We start from the raw sequence: 17714 nt of genomic DNA on the forward strand, positions 1-17714 counted from the left end.
ACTGAATTCTTGTGGCTCGGTTGTCGGGCCGTTGCGTTCGGGCGCGGGCCGGCATGTGCGGCGGGGTGGAACCGGGTCTCGATCATCAGAAGTTCTCCCTCAGCCAGGAGCCGACGCGGCCGAACAGCCCGCCGCCGGTCTCCTTGTTGGCGACATGTCCCTGCCGGGACGCGTCGAGTGCCGGATCGGCCGCATAGGCGAGCAGTCCGGCGCTCGTCGCGAAGGCCGGACCGCTGGCGACATCGGCCAGCCCGTTGACCCGGATCGGCCGGCCCAGACGGACCTGCTTGTCCAGGATTTCCTGCGCCAGATCCCGGATCCCCGGCATCTGGCTCGCCCCGCCGGTGATCACCACGCGGCGGCCGGCGACCTTGTCGAAACCGCTGGATTCCAGCCGGTTGCGGACAAGTTCGAAGGTTTCCTCCAGACGCGGATGGATGATCCGGATGAGGAGGGATTTCGGGACGTGATTGGGATGGGTCTCGTCCTGCTCGCCGACCAGCGGGACGTCGATCACCTCGCGCTCGTCGAGGCTGGATGGGATGGCGCTGCCGTAGAGCGTCTTCAGCCGTTCGGCCTCGTGCACCGGGGTGGCGAGACCGCGGGCGATGTCGCTCGTGATGTGCGCGCCGCCGACCGGCACGCAGTCGGTATAGATCACACTGCCGTCGAAGAAGACGGCCATGGTCGTGGTGCCGCCGCCCATGTCGATCACGGTGACGCCCAGATCGCGCTCGTCCTCGACCAGGCAGGCGAGGCCGGAGGCGTAGGGCGAGACCACGAAGGCCTCGATTCCGAGATGACACCGTTCGATCACGCTGGCGATGTTGCGCACCGCGCTGGAGGCGGCGGTGACCATGTGCATGGAGGCGCCGAGACGGACGCCGCACATGCCGCGCGGGTCGCGGATGCCGCGGCTGCCGTCGATGGAATAGCCGACCGGGATCGAGTGGATGAGCTGACGGTCGGCCTCGACCTCGAGTTTCTGCCACTGGCTGAGGATGCGGCGCATGTCGGTATCGCCGACTTCCTGCCCGCCGATCGCGACCTCGACGCCGACGGTCTGGGAATGCGGATAGCCGCCGGAGAGATTGACGAAGACCCGCTGGATGGTCTCGTCGGCCATCTTCTCCGCCGTATGGACCGCGGCGCGCACGCATTCCTCGGCCTCGGCCATGTCGATCACCATGCCGCTGCGGATGCCGCGCGCGACCTGGTGGCCGATGCCGGTGACCCGGATGCCGGGCAGGCTCTTGCCGCCTTCGCCGGGCGCGATCCGTGCGCCGCTCTCGCCGATCCGGGCGATCAGGCAGCAGATCTTCGTCGATCCGATATCCAGGATCGCGACGGTGCCGGTGCGCGGCTTGACCAGGCTCTTGCGCATCAGGTGTCCTTTCCCGGGTTACGGAGACGGCTGGAGACGTCCGGCGCGACGCGGACCACGAGCTGGTTCGGCAGGCGCAGGTCGATGGCGACCACGTCGCGGTCGAGCACGTGATGGTCGCGCTGCAGCTGGGCGAGATGGGACCAGGCCTTCTCCGGTGCCCGCTCCGGCAGCTCGATGTCGACGCCGGTATCGAGGCGTACGTTCCAGCGCCGCTCGCCGATCCAGGTGACGGCGCGCACGCGCTTGTTCAGGTCGGGCTCGCGGGCGAGCAGGGCGAGGAAGGAACGGGCGCGAACCGGCGCTTCGTCGCTGACGACAATCGGCAGATCGGCGAAGCGGCGCGGGTTCTGTCCCGGTACCTCGACGCCGAGATCGTCGATCAGGGTCAACTCGCCGTCGCGCTGCCAGAGCGCGAGCGGGGTGCGTTCCTCCAGGCGGACGAAAAGCGTATCGGGCAGGCGCCGTTCGATGGTCGCTGTGCGGACCCAGGGCAGCGCATCCACGCGCGCCTTCAGCGCGGCGAGATCGACGCCGAGGATCGGCGTGCCGCGGTCGGTGGCGATTGCGCTCACCAAATCGCTGCGTTCGGTGCGGTAGCGGCCCTCGACGAGGATGTCCGAGACGACGAGGCCGAGTTCGTTCGAGACCGCGATGCCGGCATCGTCGATGGCGGCGGCGAGCTGGCCGATGGCGCCGGTGCGGGCCGCATGCCAGCCGGTGCCGGCGACGATCGCGGTCAGGGCGGCGAAGCCGGTGCCGATCAGGACCTGCCGCATGCGGCGGGCCGACAGCCTCGGACGCCGGGCCGGACGACGCTTGGCGGCGGTTTTCTTGCTTTTGCTGCCCTTGGCCGGGCTCAGTAGTCGCATCGTGCGTCCTCCACCAGCTTGGCGCAGAGCGCAGGGAAATTCATGCCGCGGAAACTCGCCTGTTCGGGAACCAGAGAGGTCGGGGTCATGCCCGGCTGGGTGTTGACCTCGAGCAGATAGAGATTGTCGGGATCCGCTTCGGCTTCGGTGTCGTCGAAGCGCAGATCGGCCCGGCTGACGCCGCGGCAGCCGAGTGCCGAATGCGCTTTCTCCGCCATTTCCAGCGCGCGGGCGGTCACCGCCTCGGGCAGCCGCGCCGGCAGGATGTGGATCGAGCCGCCGGCGGCGTACTTTGCGTCGTAGTCGTAGAAGCCGCGCTCCGAGGTGATCTCGGTCACCGCGAGGGCGGCCCCGTCCAGCACGGCGACGGTCAGCTCGCGGCCGGCGATGAATTTCTCTTCCAGCACCATGTCGCCGAAGGGCCAGTCTTCCTTCGTCGGACGGTAATTGTCGCCCGGACGCACGATGTGGACGCCGAGGCTGGAGCCCTGGTCGATCGGTTTCAGCACGTAGGGGCGTTTCAGCGCCTCACGCTCGAGGGCTTCTTCCCGGGAGCGCACGACGCCGACCGGGCATTTGATGCCGGCGCGGGCGAAGAGTTCCTTGGCGCGCGGCTTGTCCATCGCGATGGCCGAGGCCTCGACGCCGGAATGGGTATAGGGAATATCCATGATGTTCAGCAGGCCCTGGATATTGCCGTCCTCGCCGATGCGGCCGTGCAGGGCGTTGAAGCAGACATCCGGTTTCAGTTCGGCGAGCCGGAACGGGATCTGCCGGTCGACATCAACCTCGGTCACCCGGTAGCCGGCCTCGCGCAGGGCCTTGGCGCATTCCCGGCCGCTGGAGAGCGAAACCTCGCGCTCGCCCGACCAGCCGCCCATCAGAACCGCGACGTGCTTGCTCATGCGCCTTCTCCCTGTCTGGTCACGCCGATGCGCCGGATTTCCCAGCGCAGCTCCACGCCGCTCTTCTCTTTCACCCGGCGCCGCACGGACTCGCCGAGGGTCTCGATGTCCGAGGCCGTCGCGGTTCCGGTATTGATCAGGAAATTGCAGTGCTGTTCCGAGACCATCGCGCCGCCGACACGCAGACCGCGGCAGCCCGCCGCGTCGATCAGCTGCCAGGCCTTGTGGCCTTCCGGATTGGCGAAAGTGCTGCCACCTGTCCGTTCGCGGATCGGCTGGCTGCTCTCGCGGGCCTGCTTGATCTCGTCCATCGCCCGGGCGATTTCCGTTTTGTCTCCGGCGGGGGCGTGGAAGGTCGCTTCGGTGAAGATCCAGTCGGCCGGCGCGTTGGTGTGGCGATAGGACATGCCGAGCGCGGCGGCCGGCACGCGCCGGATGATGCCGTCGCCGGTCACCAGTTCGGCGGAGAACAGGACGTCCTTGAACTCGCGGCCGTAGGCGCCCGCATTCATGCGCAGGCCGCCGCCGATGCTGCCCGGGATGCCGGACATGAAGGCGAGGCCGTCGCGGCCTTCGGCGAGCGCGGCCTTCGCCAGGTTGAGGTCGAGCACGGCGGCGCCTGCGGTCACCATGTCGGCGCCGAAGCGGATTTCGTTGAAACCCCGGGCGAGCCGGATCACCACGCCCGGAATGCCGCCGTCGCGGATCAGCAGGTTGGAGGTCACGCCGATCACGGTCACCGGCACATCGGCCGGCTTGCCGAGCAGGAAGGCCGCGAGGTCTTCTGCATCTGCCGGGCGGAACACGATCTCCGCCGGACCACCGACGCGGAACCAGGTCTGCTGCGCGAGATCGACATTCTCCTGATAGCGCCCGCGCACTTCGGGCAGACGCTCGATCAGGGGACGGGTCTGGTCGGTACGAAGGGCGGCCATGGTCATTGCCCCTCCTTCCCGGCGGCGCGCGTGGCGCCGCTCACCAGCGGTTCGAGCTGGCCCGGCAGGGCCTGCGCCCAGTTGGTGATGCTGCCGGCGCCGAGGCAGACGACCATGTCGCCCGGCTTCGCGATGTCCGCGACGATGCCGGCGAGTTCGGACGGGTCGTTCAGTGCATAGACGTGACGGTGCCCGCGGGCGCGGAGACCGGCGATCAGGCTGTCCCGGTCGGCGCCCTCGATCGGATCCTCGCCGGCGGCATAGACGTCCGCGACGACGACGCCGTCGGCATCGTTGAAGCAGGCGCAGAAATCCTCGAAGAGGTCGTGCAGGCGGGAATAGCGGTGCGGCTGCACAACGGCAAAAACCCGTCCGTCCGGGCAGGCCGAGCGCGCGGCGGAGAGCACGGCGCTGATCTCGACCGGATGGTGGCCGTAGTCGTCGATCACCGAGATGCCGTCCGTCTCGCCGGTCTTGGTGAAGCGCCGCTTCACCCCGCTGAAGCCGGCAAGCGCCTTGGCGATCATGTCGTCCTTGAGGCCCATCTCGATGCCGATGGCGATCGCGGCGAGGGCGTTGGAGACGTTGTGCTGGCCGTACATCGGCAGGATTACGCCCTCAATCGTGCGCTCGGTGTCGTGCGCGCGATCCGCGATCACGACGTCGAACGTCGCACCGGAAGAGGTGATCTCAAGATTGACGGCGCGGACGTCGGCCTGCGGCGAGAAACCGTAGGTGACGATGCGGCGGTCGGAGACCTTCGGGATCAGCTTCTGCACCGTCGGGTGGTCGATGCAGAGGGTGGCGAAGCCGTAGAACGGGATGTTCGCGACGAAGGCTCGGAAGGCGTCCTGCAGCTTGTCGAAATCACCGTGGAAGTCGAGATGTTCCGGATCGATGTTGGTGACGACGGCGATGGTCGCCGGCAGCCGGTTGAAGCTGCCGTCGCTCTCGTCCGCCTCGACCACCATCCAGTCGCCGGAGCCGAGCCGGGCATTGGTGCCGTAGGCGTTGATGATGCCGCCGTTGATCACGGTCGGGTCGAGCCCGGCCGTGTCCAGCATGGCGGCGACCAGAGAGGTTGTGGTCGTCTTGCCGTGGGTGCCGGCGCAGGCGATCGACCATTTCAGCCGCATCAGCTCGCCCAGCATTTCGGAGCGGTGAACCACCGGCAGCATGCGCTCGCGCGCGGCCAGCAGTTCGGGGTTGTTGCGCTTGATCGCGGTGGAGATGACGACGATGGAGGCGTCCTCGATATTCGCGGCCTGCTGGCCGATGAACACCTTGATGCCGAGATCCTTGAGGCGGCGCACATTCGGGTTTTCCGCAATGTCGCTGCCCTGCACCGAATAGCCGAGATTGTGCAGTACCTCGGCGATGCCGGACATGCCGATCCCGCCGATGCCGGTGAAATGCATGGTTCCGATGCTGAGGGGCATCTCTCTCATGCGGCGCGTCCTTGTTGCGGGTTCGAGGGAGCGGCGGCAAGCGCCGGCGCGGTGGCGATGACGAGATCGGCGAGACGTTCGGCCGCATCCGGCGTGCCGAGGTCGCGCGCCGAGGCGGCAGCCCTGTTCAGGCGGTCCGGGGCCTTCAAGAGGCCGAGCAGGGCGCCGGCGAGTTTCGGAGCGGTGAACTCGTCCGGTTCGGTCATGACCCAGGCCGCCTTGCCGGCCTCGACGGCACGGGCATTGGCGGTCTGGTGGTCGTCGGCGGCGCTCGGATAGGGCACCAGGATCGACGGTCGGCCGAGGGTGGTCAGCTCGGCGATGGTCGAGGCGCCGGAACGGGCGATGACCAGATCGGCGGAGGCCATGCGGTCCGGCAGATCGTCGAAGAAGGCGCGGATGTCGGCGGCGACGCCGAGGCGCTGGTACTCGGCCTTCACCCGCTCGATGTCTTCCGCCCGGCTCTGCTGGGTTATGCGCAGCCGGGCGCGGAGATTTTCCGGAAGCTCGGCGATTCCGGCCGGGACGACATTGGAGAACACGGTCGCGCCCTGGCTGCCGCCGAAGACCAGCAGGTTCACCGGGCCATCCGAGACGACGGTCCTCTCGCCGCGGAGCGCAAGCACGCTGTCGCGCACCGGGTTGCCGGTGAAATGGCATTTCGCGGCCTCGCCGGCCGAGAGATTGGTCATCTCGCGGAACGAGGTGGCGATCTTCTCGGCATGCGGCGCAAGGAACCGGTTGGCGCGGCCGAGCACGGCATTCTGTTCGTGGAGGACGACCGGCAGGCCGAGGAAGGCGGCGGCGCGTACGGTCGGTACTGAGGGATAGCCGCCGAACCCGACCGCGATCGCGGCACCGAGGCCCTTCATGTGGATCGCCGCCTGCAGCGCGCCGATGCCAAGCTCCACGATCGCCTTCGCCTTGCCGGCGACGCCGCCCTTGCTCGGGCTGGCGGCGCGGATGCGGCGCACGGCAATGTCCGGGTTTTCGCCCTCGTAGCGCCCGCCGCGGTCGTCGGTGACCAGCGCGACGCGGACGCCGCGCGCGATCAGCGCCTGACCGAGCGAGAGGGCCGGGAAGATGTGCCCGCCGGTGCCGCCGGCGGCGAGGATGACGGTTCCGCCGCTCATCACAATGCCTCCATCCGGCCGGCCCGGTTGCGGGTCAGCGCCAGCATCAGGCCCATGCCGAGGGCGAGCGCGAGCAGGGAGGAGCCGCCATAGCTGATGAAGGGCAGGGTCATGCCTTTCGCCGGCATGAGCTGCAGGGCGGAGGCCATATGGATGATCGACTGCAGGCCGAACTGGGCCAGCAGGCCGGCGCCCGCCAGCAGCACGAACAGGCTCTGCTCGGAGAACAGGCGCGCGAAGCCGCGCAGCACGACGAAGCCGAACAGAACGATCAGCAGCAGGCAGACGATGGCGCCGAATTCCTCTCCGGCGACGGAGAACACGAAGTCGGCATGGGCGTCCGGCAGGAAGGCCTTCACCTGACCCTCGCCGGGGCCGGTGCCGAGCAGGCCGCCGCTGCGGAACGCTTCCAGCGAGCGCTCGACCTGGTAGCTGTCGCCGGCCGCCGGATCGAGGAAGCGGTTGATCCGGTCGTTGACGTGCGGCAGCAGGAAATAGGCCGCGACCAGGCCTCCGGCGCCGAGCAGGATCGCACCGCCGACCAGAATCATCGGGAGGCCGGCGAGGAAGAACTGGCCGAACCAGACCAGCGAGACCACGACGGTCTGTCCGAGGTCCGGCTGCAGCAGCAGCAGGGAGACAACGAGGCCATAGAGCGCGATCGCGATCCACTGACCCGGGAAGCCGCTTTCCTTGCGCCACTCGGCGAACATCCAGGCGGCGACCACGGCGAAGCAGGGCTTCAGGAATTCGGAGGCCTGCAGGGAGAACCCGGCGACGCTGAGCCAGCGCCTGGCGCCCTTGATCTCGGCGCCGAACATCAGGGTAAGAACCAGCAGACCGATGCAGCCGATGAAGCCGATGGTCGCGGCGCGCCGGACCTGCAGCGGGCTCATCAGCGAACAGGTGAAGAGCACACCGGCGGCAACCGGAAGCAGCATCAGCTGGCGGCGCACGAAGTGATAGCTGTCGAGGCCGATCCGTTCGGCCACGGCCGGGCTCGCGGCGAAGATCATCAGCGCGCCGAACAGGATGATGAGCAGCAGCACGCCGGCGGTCCAGCGGTCGACGGTCCACCACCAGCGGCCGAGAATGCTCGTGTCTGTGCGGGCGATCGTGCTCATGGCCGCGCCTCCCCGCCGTCACCCATCTCGGTCAGCCGGAGAACCTGGTCGCGGAAGCGGTCGCCGCGCTGCTCGAAATTGTCGAACTGATCCCAGGACGCGGCGGCCGGCGACAGCAGCAGCGTCGCGCCCCGCAGATGTTCCTTGCGCGCCATGTGGTGCGCGGCATCGACGGCCTTGTCGAGGGTGCCGCACTGGGTGTGCGGAACGGCGTCCCCAAGGGTCTCGCCGAAGCTCGACGCGGATTCGCCAATCAGGAAAGCGTGGCGGATCCTCGGGAAGTACGGCTTCAGCGGCGCGATGCCGCCTTCCTTCGCGCGGCCGCCTGCGATCCAGTAGATCGGGTCGTAGCAGCCGAGCGCGCGTTCGGTGGCGTCGGCATTGGTGGCCTTGCTGTCGTTGACGTAGCGGATGCCGTCGCGCTCGGTCACCAGTTCCTGACGGTGCGCGAGGCCCGGGAAACTGAAAATCGCGTCCGCGATCACGGACGCGTCGATCCCCGCCGCGCGGCAGGCGGCATAGGCGGCCGCGGCGTTCTGATGGTTGTGGTCTCCGGGCAGGGTCTTGGCCGGGGTGAGGCTCATGACCGGCTTGCCACAGGCAACGAGCGAGGAGCCGGAATAACGCAGATCCGCCGCCGCATTGTCCTTGCCGGAGATGCGCATCAGCTTCGGCGCCTGCGCGTCGATGCCCTCCGCGATGGCGGCGGATTCGGCATCGTCGATCCCGACGATGGCCGTGTCGTTCGCGGTCTGGTTCGCGAAGATCCGGACCTTGGCGTCGATATAGCCGCGGAACCCGCCATGCCGGTCGAGATGATCCGGCGAAATGTTCAGCAGGATCGCGATCTCGGGGGCGAGCGACGGCGTCAGCTCGAGCTGGTAGGAGCTGAGTTCGAGGATGTACGTGCCGTCGGCGCCGAGCGGCTCGAAGGAAAGCACCGGCGTGCCGAGATTGCCGCCGACCTGCGCCTTCTTGCCGGCGGTCTCGAAGATATGTCCGATGAGGGCGGTGGTGGTCGATTTGCCGTTGGTGCCGGTGATCGCGATCACCTTTGCGTCCGGGCACTCGGCGAGCATCAGCTCGACATCGCCGATGATCGGCACGCCCGCCGCTTTTGCCATCGCGGCGGCCGGGTGCGGCTCCGGATGGGTATGCGGAATGCCCGGGCTGAGCACCAGATAGTCGATTTCGGACCAGTCGACAGAGTCCGGGGCCGCGATCGTCGCATCCCGCCGCCCCGCGCTCGCGCGCCGTTCGCCGTTGTCGTCCCAGGCGAGCACCTCGGCGCCGCCCTCGACCAGCGCCTCGACGGTGGCGAGACCGCTGAGGCCGAGGCCCATGACGAAGAGGCGTTTACCCGATTTGCTGTGGCAGGGGATCATCTCTACCTCAGCTTCAGGGTGGACAGGCCGATCAGCGCCAGGATGACGGCGATGATCCAGAACCGGATGACGATGGTCGGCTCCGCCCAGCCCTTCTTCTCGAAGTGATGGTGCAGCGGTGCCATGCGGAAAACGCGTTTGCCGGTCAGCTTGAAGGAGGCGACCTGGACGATGACCGAGACGGTCTCCAGCACGAAGAGGCCGCCGATGATGGCGAGCACCAGCTCGTGCTTGGTGACGATGGAGATGGTGCCGAGCGCGCCGCCGAGGGAAAGCGAGCCGGTGTCACCCATGAAGACCATGGCCGGCGGCGCGTTGAACCAGAGGAACCCGAGGCCGGCGCCGAGCAGGGCGCCGCAGAACACGGCGAGTTCGCCGGTGCCGGGCACATGGTTGATCTGCAGGTAGTTGGCGAACACCGCGTTGCCGGTGAGGTACGCGATCAGCGCGAAGCAGAGGCAGGCGATCATCACCGGGACGATGGCGAGGCCGTCCAGCCCGTCGGTCAGGTTGACTGCGTTCGAGGCGCCGACCATGACGAAGATCGCGAAGGGCGCGAAGAACCAGCCGAGATTGATCAGCACGTCCTTGAAGAACGGCACGGCAAGGCCGTTCGCAAGGTTCGCCGGCATGGCGGCCTGGACCATCAGCACCGCGACCAGGGAGATCGCGATCTGACCGGCGAGCTTCAGCTTGCCCGGCAGGCCCTTGGTGTTGCGCTTGGTGAGTTTCAGGAAGTCGTCCGCGAAGCCGAGCAGCCCGAAACCGCCGGTGACCAGCAGCACGGCCCATATGAAACTGTTGCTGAGATCGGCCCAGAGCAGGGTCGAGACCGAGAGCGCGATCAGGATCAGCAGCCCGCCCATCGTGGGCGTGCCCTTCTTGGTCAGCAGGTGGCTCTCCGGTCCGTCCTCGCGGATCGGCTGCCCTTCGCGCTGCTTGGAGCGCAGCCAGTCGATCAGCCAGGGGCCGAGCACGAAACCGATCAGCAGCGCGGTCATGATCGCGCCGCCGGTCCGGAACGTGAGGTAGCGGAACAGGTTGAAGATCTGGGCCTGGTCGGCGAGCGGAGCGAGGAAATTATACAGCATGGCGCGGCCTAGCCTCCGTAGGCCGCGTTGCGCGGCATTGAAAGTCGGGTTTCCGGAAGCGCGCGGATCGCGGCGACGATCGGCGCCATCCCCGTGCCGAGCGAACCTTTCACCAGCACCACGTCGCCCTCTGCGAGCTGTTCGGTCACCATGTCGGCGACTTCCGCGGCGCTGTTCCCGTGCCCGCCAAGCAGGATTGGCGGCAGGTTGCGGGCCAGGCGATCCATCATCGGGCCGACCGTGAAGACCAGATCGGCCGCGCCACAGACCTTGGCCAGCAGATCGAGATGGAGGAATTCCGAGCGGTCGCCGAGTTCCAGCATGTCGCCGAGCACGGCGATGCGCCGGCCAGTGCCTTTCGGCTTGGTCATCGCCAGCACTTCGAGCGCGGCGGTGACCGAGGCCGGGCTGGCATTGTAGCTCTCGTCGATCAGCAGCAGGCCGGTTTCGCCGAGCGCGATCTCTTCCTGCCGGCCGCGGCCCGCCTTGGCGGAGACCTCGCGGATCGCCCGCGCCGCTTTCTGCAGGTCGAGGCCGAGCGCGTGCATGCAGGCAAGCACCCCGACGGAATTGAAGGCCCAGTGCAGGCCGATCCCGTCGATCCGGTAGACCAGCTGCCGGCCCTCGACGCGGACCACGATGTTCGAGCCGTCCGGGCCGCATTCGGCGCCGATCAGACGGACATCCGCGTCCTCGCTGCGTCCGAAACTGACAATTTCCGCGCCGACCGCTTCGGCGCGTTCGGCGCAGAAGTAGAAATGCGCGTTGTCGCGGTTCAGGACCGCGAGACCCCGGTCCTTCTCGAGGCCTTCGAAGATCTCGGACTTGGCTTCCGCGATCTGCTCGACGTCTCGGAAGTGCCCGATATGGGTTTCCTCGACATTGGTGATGATCGTCAGATGCGGGCGGACCAGCCGGGTGAGTTCTGAAATCTCGCCGAGATGGTTCATCCCGAGCTCGAAGACCGCGTATTCGGTATCCGCCGGGAGCCGCGCTAGGCTCAGCGGGGCGCCGATATGGTTGTTGAGATTGCCGGCACTCGCATGGACGGTGCCGAAAGCGGCGAGGGCGGCCGCCAGCGAATCTTTCGTGCCTGTCTTGCCGACGCTGCCGGTCACGGCGAGCACCGTCGCCTTGCAGCGTTTCCGCGCCGCGGCGGCGATGTCACGAAGGCCGGCGAGTACGTCCGTGACCTCAAGCAGGCGCGCGTCGGCGCCGAGACCGGCCGGAATGCGGCTCACCAGAGCGGCCGCGGCCCCGGCCTCGAGTGCGGATCCGACATAGTCATGACCGTCCACCCGCTCGCCGGGGAGGGCGACGAACAGGCAGCCGGGCGTCACTTTGCGGCTGTCGATGACGAGATCCGCGATCTCGAAGGCGGGGCCGTGCAGGGTGCCGCGCGTCGCCTGTTCCAGCTCACCCGATGTCCAGAGCATATCGGTCATCGGACGTCCCCCAGAAGCGCTGAAACGATAGCGCGCGCGGCGTCTCGGTCGTCGAAGTCCCGGATTTCGGTTCCGACGATCTGATAGGTTTCGTGGCCCTTGCCGGCGACGATCAGCGCATCCTTGGGGCCAAGTGCCCGGATCGCCGTCTCGATCGCTTTCGCCCGGTCGCCGATTTCGGCGGCGCCGGGGCAGGCGGCCATGATTTCGGCGCGAATCGCGGCCGGGTCCTCGGTGCGCGGATTGTCGTCCGTCACATAGACATGGTCGGCGAGCTCGATGGCGGTCCGGCCCATGATCGGGCGCTTGCCCCGGTCGCGGTCGCCGCCGCAGCCGAACACGATATGCAGAGCACCGCCGACATGCGGGCGGATCGCCTTCAGCACGGTCTCGAGCGCTTCGGCCTTGTGGGCATAGTCGACAAAGATCGGCGCGCCGTTCGGATGCTGCGCCGCCAGTTCCATGCGCCCGCGTACACCCTCAAGCTTCGCGAGAACGCCGATAACCCGTTCAAGCTCCGCGCCGGCGGCGACGGTGATCGCGGTCGCGGCGAGGATGTTCATCGCTTGGAACGCGCCGATCAGCGGCAGCTCGACCGCATGGGTGTGGCCGGCATGGGTGACGGAGAAGCGCTGGCCGGTGGCTGTCGCCTCCCAGTCGGTCATGCGGAAATCGGCGCCGCATTTCCGTCCGAAGGTGAGTACGCGGATGCCGCGCTCGGCCGCGATCTCGGCCAGCTCCGCCGATTGCGGCGCGTCCGCCGAAAGCACCGCGGTGCCGTCGGCCTGCAGCACGCGCTCGAACAAACCCGCCTTGGCCTTCAGGTAATCGGCCATGGTGCGGTGGTAGTCGAGATGCTCGTGGCTGAGATTGAGGAAGGCGGCAACGCCGACCTTCACGCCGTCGAGGCGGAACTGGTCGAGACCGTGGCTCGAGGCCTCCATGGCGAGATGATCGATCCCGCGGTCGGCAAGACCGGCGAGAGCGGCGTGCAGGGCAACGGGATCGGGCGTCGTCAGGCCGGGACCTTCCGAGCCCGCGTCGGTCGTGATTCCGAGGGTCCCGAGGCTGGCGCTCTTCTCGCCGAGCGCGGCCCAGATGCGGCGCACGAACTCGACGGTTGAGGTCTTGCCGCTGGTGCCGGTGACGGCGGCCACCGTTTCAGGCTGGCGGCCGTAGAAGCGGGCCGCCATCAGGGCGAGGCGGCGGCGCGGATTGTCGTCCGCGATCAGCGCGATGTCGTTTTCGACCGGGGTGGTTCCGTTCTCGGTCAGCACGGCGACCGCGCCGCGGCGGACCGCGTCGGTGATGAATTTGCGGCCGTCGAGAGTGCTGCCGGAGAGCGCGGCGAAGAGATATCCCGGCTTCACGTCCCTGCTGTCGGCGGTCAGGCCCGCGATCTCGCGCTCAAGCGCGCCCGACGCCGCCAGGGAGGCGGTGCGGGTATCGCGGCGGACCAGGTCGCCGTTTATCAGCTCAGAAAGACGCAAGTGCTTTATTCCCTTTGGGTTCGGGGATCTTCACCATGAGAGCGCGGCGGATTTCGGGCGCATCCTCGTCAACCGGCGCCACATTCAGCAGCGGTGCGGCGCGCTCGACGATCCGTTTCACCGCCGGAGCGGCGACCCAGCCGCCGGTGGCGTATCCGAACGAGCTCTTGTTGCCTTTCGGCTCGTCCACCATGGCCAGCACCACGTAGCGCGGAGCCGTCACCGGGAAGACGCCGACGAAGGAAGACAGCAGGGCCTTGCGGCGATAGGCGCCGCCCTGGCCCGGTTTCTCCGCGGTGCCGGTCTTGCCGCCGACGAGATAGCCTTCGGCGGAAGCGTTACGGCCGGTGCCGTTCTCGACCACGAGACGCAGCAGCCGGCGGACGGCCGCGGAGGTTTCTTCCTTGATGATCCGTTCGCCGACCAGCAACTCGTCGCTGGCGCGGCGGAGCAGGGTCGCGGGGCGGTGGATACCACCATTGACCATGGCCGCAACCCCGTTCGCGAGATGCACGGGGCTGACCGCGATGCCGTGGCCGAAGGAGATCGTCATGGTGTTGATCGGACGCCAGGGGCTCGGCGCCATCGGGAACCCGCGTTCCGGCAGTTCGATCGCGGAAGCCTTTAGAAAGCCGAGCTTTTCCATGAAGGCGCGCTGACGTTCTCCGCCGACATCGAGCGCCATCTTCACCGACCCGACGTTTGACGAGTACATGAAGATTTCAGGCACCGAGAGCCAGCGGTTCTTGGCGTGATAGTCGCTGATGGTGAAGCGCGCGATCCGAATCGGCTTGCTCGCGTCGTAGCCGCCGGAGAGCGAGGTGGTGCCGTAATCGAGCGCCATCGCCGTGTTAAAGATCTTGAAGGTCGAGCCCATCTCGTAGACGCCGAGCGAGGCCCGGTTGAAGAGGGCGTCGTCGGAGATCTGGTCGCGCCGGTTCGGGTCGAAATCCGGCAGCGAGACCATGGCCACGATCTCGGAGGTGTCGGTGTCGAGCACGATGCCGGCAGCGCCGATACCATCGAAGGCGTCGATCTGGGTCTGCAGTTCCTCGCGCAGGATGTGCTGCACGCGCAGGTCGATGGAAAGCCGCAGCGGCTCGCTGCCGTCGCGGAGCAGGGAGTCGTGGGACTTCTCGATCCCGGAAAGTCCGATATCGTCGAAACCCGCGCGGCCGATGATATGGGCGGTCAGCCGGCCCTGCGGATAGATCCGCTTGCTTTCCTTCTGGAAATAGAGCCCCGGCACGCCCAGCCTGTTGATGTCGTACTGCTGACGCGGCGTGAGGTTGCGCTTGATCCAGATGAACCGCTTGTCGGACGCCAGCTTTGCGAGCAGGTCTTCGCGCTCCAGTTCCGGAAGCACAGTACGCAGCTTGTCGGCCGCTTCCACCGGATCCATGACGCTCTTCGGGTCGGCATAGAGCGACGGGACCGAAAGCGTGGTCGCCAGCAGCATGCCGTTGCGGTCGACGATGTCGGCGCGGCCGGTCTTGTGCGCGAGATTGCTGCTTTCCTGTGCGAGGTTCGGTTCGGCGCCGCGGTCGAAGACGGAAACGTCTACCACCCGCGCCGCGATCACGCAGAAGGCGAGGGCAAAGACGGAGCCGGCGATCAGCAACCGGGTGCGGCCCTGTTCCAGAGCCTGCCGTCCGGTGCCTTCGATCCGTACCGTCTTGTCCGGCTTCGGGATGTCGTTGATATCGATCCGGGTATGGGTCATTGCGGCGCTCCCACGGTCACCGGGCGGGCCATCGGCAGGACGATGCCGCCGATATGTGCGGCCTCCGTCAGCGGCGCCTCGCCGTCGCTGTTGAGCGGCTGCGGCAGCATGTCGAGGGTGGCGCGCTGCAGGCGGTCCGCCGGACGCTCCTCGCTGAACTCGCGGATCAGCCGTTCGAGCCGCTCGGGGCGGTTCAGGTAGCTCCATTCGGCCTTGAGCACCTGGATCGCTTCCTGATTGTCGAGAATTTCGCTGTGCAGGGCGTTCAGCCGGTCCTCGCGCTCCTGGACCTCGTGCTTGACGAGGAAGAGCGTGATCCCGGCGCAGGTCGCGAGCAGCAGCCAGAGGGCGGTGGAGCGGCGCACCATTACGCGGCCTCCCTGTCGTCCCAGGCCGGCGCATCGGTACGCTCGGCAACGCGCAGCCGCGCGGAGCGGGCCCGCGGATTGCGCTTTTCCTCTTCCGCGCCGGGGCCGATCGGCTTGCGCGTGATCTCTATGAAGCTCGGCGCCGGGCCGGTCTCGCCGGTTTCCGGAACGTGGCGGGAGGGCCGCGCGGTCTTGCCGGCACGGGTGCGGATGAAGGTCTTGACCCGGCGGTCTTCCAGGCTGTGGAAGGAAACCACGGCGAGGCGGCCGCCCGGACAAAGTATCCGTTCGGCGGCGGCGAGCCCGCGGTCGAGTTCGCCGAGTTCGTCGTTCACATGGATGCGCAGCGCCTGGAAGGTCCGGGTCGCGGGATCGATCGTGTCCTTGCCGCGGGCGCGCGGCACCACCCCCCGGACGATCTCAGCGAGCTGGGAGGTCCGAAGGATGGCGCCGCTGGTCCGTGCCAGGACGATGGCTTTGGCGATGCGGCGGGAGTGCCGCTCTTCGCCGAGCCGGTAGATCAGGTTGGCGAGGTTCTGCTCGCTCTCGGTATTGACGACATCGGCGGCGCTCGGCCCCGACTTCTCCATCCGCATGTCGAGCGGGCCGTCCTCGCGGAAGGAGAAGCCGCGCGCCGCCTCGTCGATCTGCGGCGAGGAGACGCCGATATCGAGCGCGACGCCGTCGACATGGCCGATGCCCGCCTCATCGAGCAGGCTGTCCATGTCGCCGAAACGGCCCTGGATCAGGGTCAGGCGGTCGCCGAAACGTTCGATCAGGGCCTGGCCGCGCGCGATGGCGTCCGGGTCGCGATCAATCGCGACGACCTTGCAGTTCGCAGCCTCGAGAATGGCGGTCGTGTAGCCGCCCGCGCCGAACGTGCCGTCGAGGAAGGTCTTGCCGTCGGCGATCCTCAGGGCGTCGACGACCTCGTCGCGGAGCACGGGGATGTGCACCGCGCCGCTCATTTGTCGCTCCCGCGCCCGGCCATCGGCAAGGTGATGCCGCGGTCGCGTGCGCGCTTGCGTTTCTCGTCCCGGTGCGCCGCATAGGCGTCCGGTTCCCAGAGCTGGAAGGACTTACCGAGGCCGACGAACATGATGGTGTCGGAGATGCCTGCATAGTCGAGCAGGTCCTTCGGCATCATCACGCGGCCATCGCCGTCGATGGTGAGCTGCCGCGCGTCGGCGAGAATGGTCTGCAGATCCTCGGCTTCTTCGGAGAAGGCGTCGAGCCGGTCGATGGAGTCGACCATTTCCTGAATGCGTTCGTCGCCGCAGCCATCGATGCAGGGGTGCTTGAAGGACGGGTAGAGGATCAGGCCGGAGGAAGCCTGCCGTTCGAGGACGCTGCGGAAGGACGCCGGAACGGACACGCGGCCCTTCCGGTCAACCTTGTTCGCAAATGTGGACAGAAAAACTGCCACGACGTCCCCCGTTTCAATCCGGTCTTCCGCGTCCGGAAGCCCGTTCCACCCAGAAGCCGGAACCGTTGCGGTCCGGCCTTGTGTCCATCCGTCCAGGGCCGGTGCCTTGCTGCCATGGAGTCGACATGGGAGTGGCACGGTCCCTTATGGGATATAATGGGATATCATGGGAAAAACTGGAGTGCAATGGGAATATGGCGGGAAACCGCGGTATTCGCGGTGTTTTTATTGTGATTTTTGAAGGATTTAAGATTAACGAACAGAACTCGCTGAACAGTTGCGGTTCTGCCGGAAAAGCGCTGCAAAGGGAAATACCCGCCGGGGCAATATTAGTTATTTGTTCTTGATTTGTTCTTTTTGTGATGGACTTGTTCCGTGTGAGAAATCTCTCACCATCGCCGGTGTCGGTGGGAAATTACGGGATCAGGCGGTCTGTAAGCCGGGTTCTGTCCAGTGCGTGAGCACCTGTATGGCCATTCCTCTGGGACGATCGTTACCGACCGCCTCGCGCGACCTACCCGGATGACGATGCGAAAACCCATCTGCCGCCGCCTCGCGGCGCGACCGGCCATCCCTATTTGGTCTTGCTCCCGGTGGGGTTTACCGTGCCGCGTCCGTTACCGTCCGCGCGGTGCGCTCTTACCGCACCCTTTCACCCTTGCCTGCCAGCCGAAGCGGGCGGGCGGTTTGCTTTCTGTGGCACTTTCCCTGGGGTCGCCCCCGCCGGGCGTTACCCGGCACCGTGTCTCCGTGGAGCCCGGACTTTCCTCCAGCGGCCGAAACCGCCAGCGGCCATCCAACCGCCTGATCCGCGCTAGAGATAGGGGCGGGATGTGCCGGAGGTCAAGCAACGCTGCCGATGCGGCGCAATAAATGTCGCGGGGAAGGAAAATTGCCCCTGTATCGGCGGTTAGGATCGCCGCGATTGATTTGCGCGGTCGCCGGCTTCATTAAGGAAGCCGGATCGCATTTGCCGTTTGTTCCC

At 67.2% G+C, this 17714-nt stretch carries 15 protein-coding genes and 1 other RNA gene; all 16 read right to left on the reverse strand.

What is annotated here, in order from left to right; translation table 11 throughout:
• Nucleotides 1–85: 85 nt before the first annotated feature.
• The gene (gene ftsA, locus JJ959_RS15935) at nt 86–1384 is read right to left on the reverse strand and encodes a cell division protein FtsA (RefSeq protein WP_292885600.1); all 1299 of its coding nucleotides are present in this window, start codon (nt 1382–1384) and stop codon (nt 86–88) included.
• Nucleotides 1384–2256 (reverse strand): FtsQ-type POTRA domain-containing protein, encoded by an 873-nt coding sequence (locus JJ959_RS15940; RefSeq protein WP_292885603.1) that lies wholly within the window; start codon nt 2254–2256, stop codon nt 1384–1386. Before JJ959_RS15940 ends, ftsA begins: the two co-directional genes overlap by 1 nt.
• Nucleotides 2244–3161 carry a D-alanine--D-alanine ligase gene (locus tag JJ959_RS15945; protein ID WP_292885606.1) on the reverse strand — a complete coding sequence of 306 codons (918 nt, stop codon included), beginning with the start codon at nt 3159–3161 and terminating at the stop codon, nt 2244–2246. The genes JJ959_RS15940 and JJ959_RS15945 overlap by 13 nt, the downstream gene beginning before the upstream one ends.
• A complete protein-coding gene (gene murB, locus JJ959_RS15950) occupies nt 3158–4102 on the reverse strand; it encodes a UDP-N-acetylmuramate dehydrogenase (RefSeq protein WP_366817071.1) in 945 nt (314 codons plus the stop codon). Before murB ends, JJ959_RS15945 begins: the two co-directional genes overlap by 4 nt.
• On the reverse strand, nt 4099–5544 hold the full coding sequence (gene murC / locus JJ959_RS15955; RefSeq protein ID WP_292885609.1) for a UDP-N-acetylmuramate--L-alanine ligase: 1446 nt from the start codon (nt 5542–5544) through the stop codon (nt 4099–4101). Before murC ends, murB begins: the two co-directional genes overlap by 4 nt.
• Nucleotides 5541–6677, reverse strand: coding sequence for an undecaprenyldiphospho-muramoylpentapeptide beta-N-acetylglucosaminyltransferase (gene murG / locus JJ959_RS15960; protein ID WP_292885612.1), 1137 nt, complete (start codon nt 6675–6677; stop codon nt 5541–5543). The genes murC and murG overlap by 4 nt, the downstream gene beginning before the upstream one ends.
• Nucleotides 6677–7801: a putative peptidoglycan glycosyltransferase FtsW gene (locus JJ959_RS15965; protein ID WP_292885615.1), complete on the reverse strand. Its 1125-nt coding sequence runs from the start codon at nt 7799–7801 to the stop codon at nt 6677–6679. The genes murG and JJ959_RS15965 overlap by 1 nt, the downstream gene beginning before the upstream one ends.
• Nucleotides 7798–9186, reverse strand: coding sequence for a UDP-N-acetylmuramoyl-L-alanine--D-glutamate ligase (gene murD, locus JJ959_RS15970; protein ID WP_292885618.1), 1389 nt, complete (start codon nt 9184–9186; stop codon nt 7798–7800). Before murD ends, JJ959_RS15965 begins: the two co-directional genes overlap by 4 nt.
• A 2-nt stretch (nt 9187–9188) precedes the next feature.
• The gene (mraY, locus tag JJ959_RS15975) at nt 9189–10277 is read right to left on the reverse strand and encodes a phospho-N-acetylmuramoyl-pentapeptide-transferase (RefSeq protein ID WP_292885621.1); all 1089 of its coding nucleotides are present in this window, start codon (nt 10275–10277) and stop codon (nt 9189–9191) included.
• Between the two features lie 8 nt (nt 10278–10285).
• The gene (gene murF, locus JJ959_RS15980) at nt 10286–11722 is read right to left on the reverse strand and encodes a UDP-N-acetylmuramoyl-tripeptide--D-alanyl-D-alanine ligase (protein ID WP_292885624.1); all 1437 of its coding nucleotides are present in this window, start codon (nt 11720–11722) and stop codon (nt 10286–10288) included.
• Complete coding sequence (locus JJ959_RS15985; RefSeq protein WP_292885627.1) at nt 11719–13212, reverse strand: UDP-N-acetylmuramoyl-L-alanyl-D-glutamate--2,6-diaminopimelate ligase; 1494 nt, start codon at nt 13210–13212, stop codon at nt 11719–11721. Before JJ959_RS15985 ends, murF begins: the two co-directional genes overlap by 4 nt.
• Nucleotides 13199–14935 carry a penicillin-binding protein 2 gene (locus tag JJ959_RS15990; protein ID WP_292885630.1) on the reverse strand — a complete coding sequence of 579 codons (1737 nt, stop codon included), beginning with the start codon at nt 14933–14935 and terminating at the stop codon, nt 13199–13201. The genes JJ959_RS15985 and JJ959_RS15990 overlap by 14 nt, the downstream gene beginning before the upstream one ends.
• Entirely contained in the window at nt 14932–15303 is a 372-nt protein-coding gene (locus JJ959_RS15995) for a hypothetical protein (RefSeq protein ID WP_292885633.1), read from the reverse strand. Before JJ959_RS15995 ends, JJ959_RS15990 begins: the two co-directional genes overlap by 4 nt.
• Nucleotides 15303–16271: a 16S rRNA (cytosine(1402)-N(4))-methyltransferase RsmH gene (gene rsmH / locus JJ959_RS16000; protein WP_292885636.1), complete on the reverse strand. Its 969-nt coding sequence runs from the start codon at nt 16269–16271 to the stop codon at nt 15303–15305. The genes JJ959_RS15995 and rsmH overlap by 1 nt, the downstream gene beginning before the upstream one ends.
• Nucleotides 16268–16867 (reverse strand): division/cell wall cluster transcriptional repressor MraZ, encoded by a 600-nt coding sequence (gene mraZ / locus JJ959_RS16005; RefSeq protein ID WP_366817073.1) that lies wholly within the window; start codon nt 16865–16867, stop codon nt 16268–16270. Before mraZ ends, rsmH begins: the two co-directional genes overlap by 4 nt.
• A 281-nt stretch (nt 16868–17148) precedes the next feature.
• Nucleotides 17149–17537: RNase P RNA component class A (gene rnpB, locus JJ959_RS16010), an RNA gene on the reverse strand.
• Between the last annotated feature and the right edge of the window lie 177 nt (nt 17538–17714).

The sequence above is a fragment of the Nisaea sp. genome, assembly GCF_017640745.1.
GTDB lineage: Bacteria > Pseudomonadota > Alphaproteobacteria > Thalassobaculales > Thalassobaculaceae > Nisaea.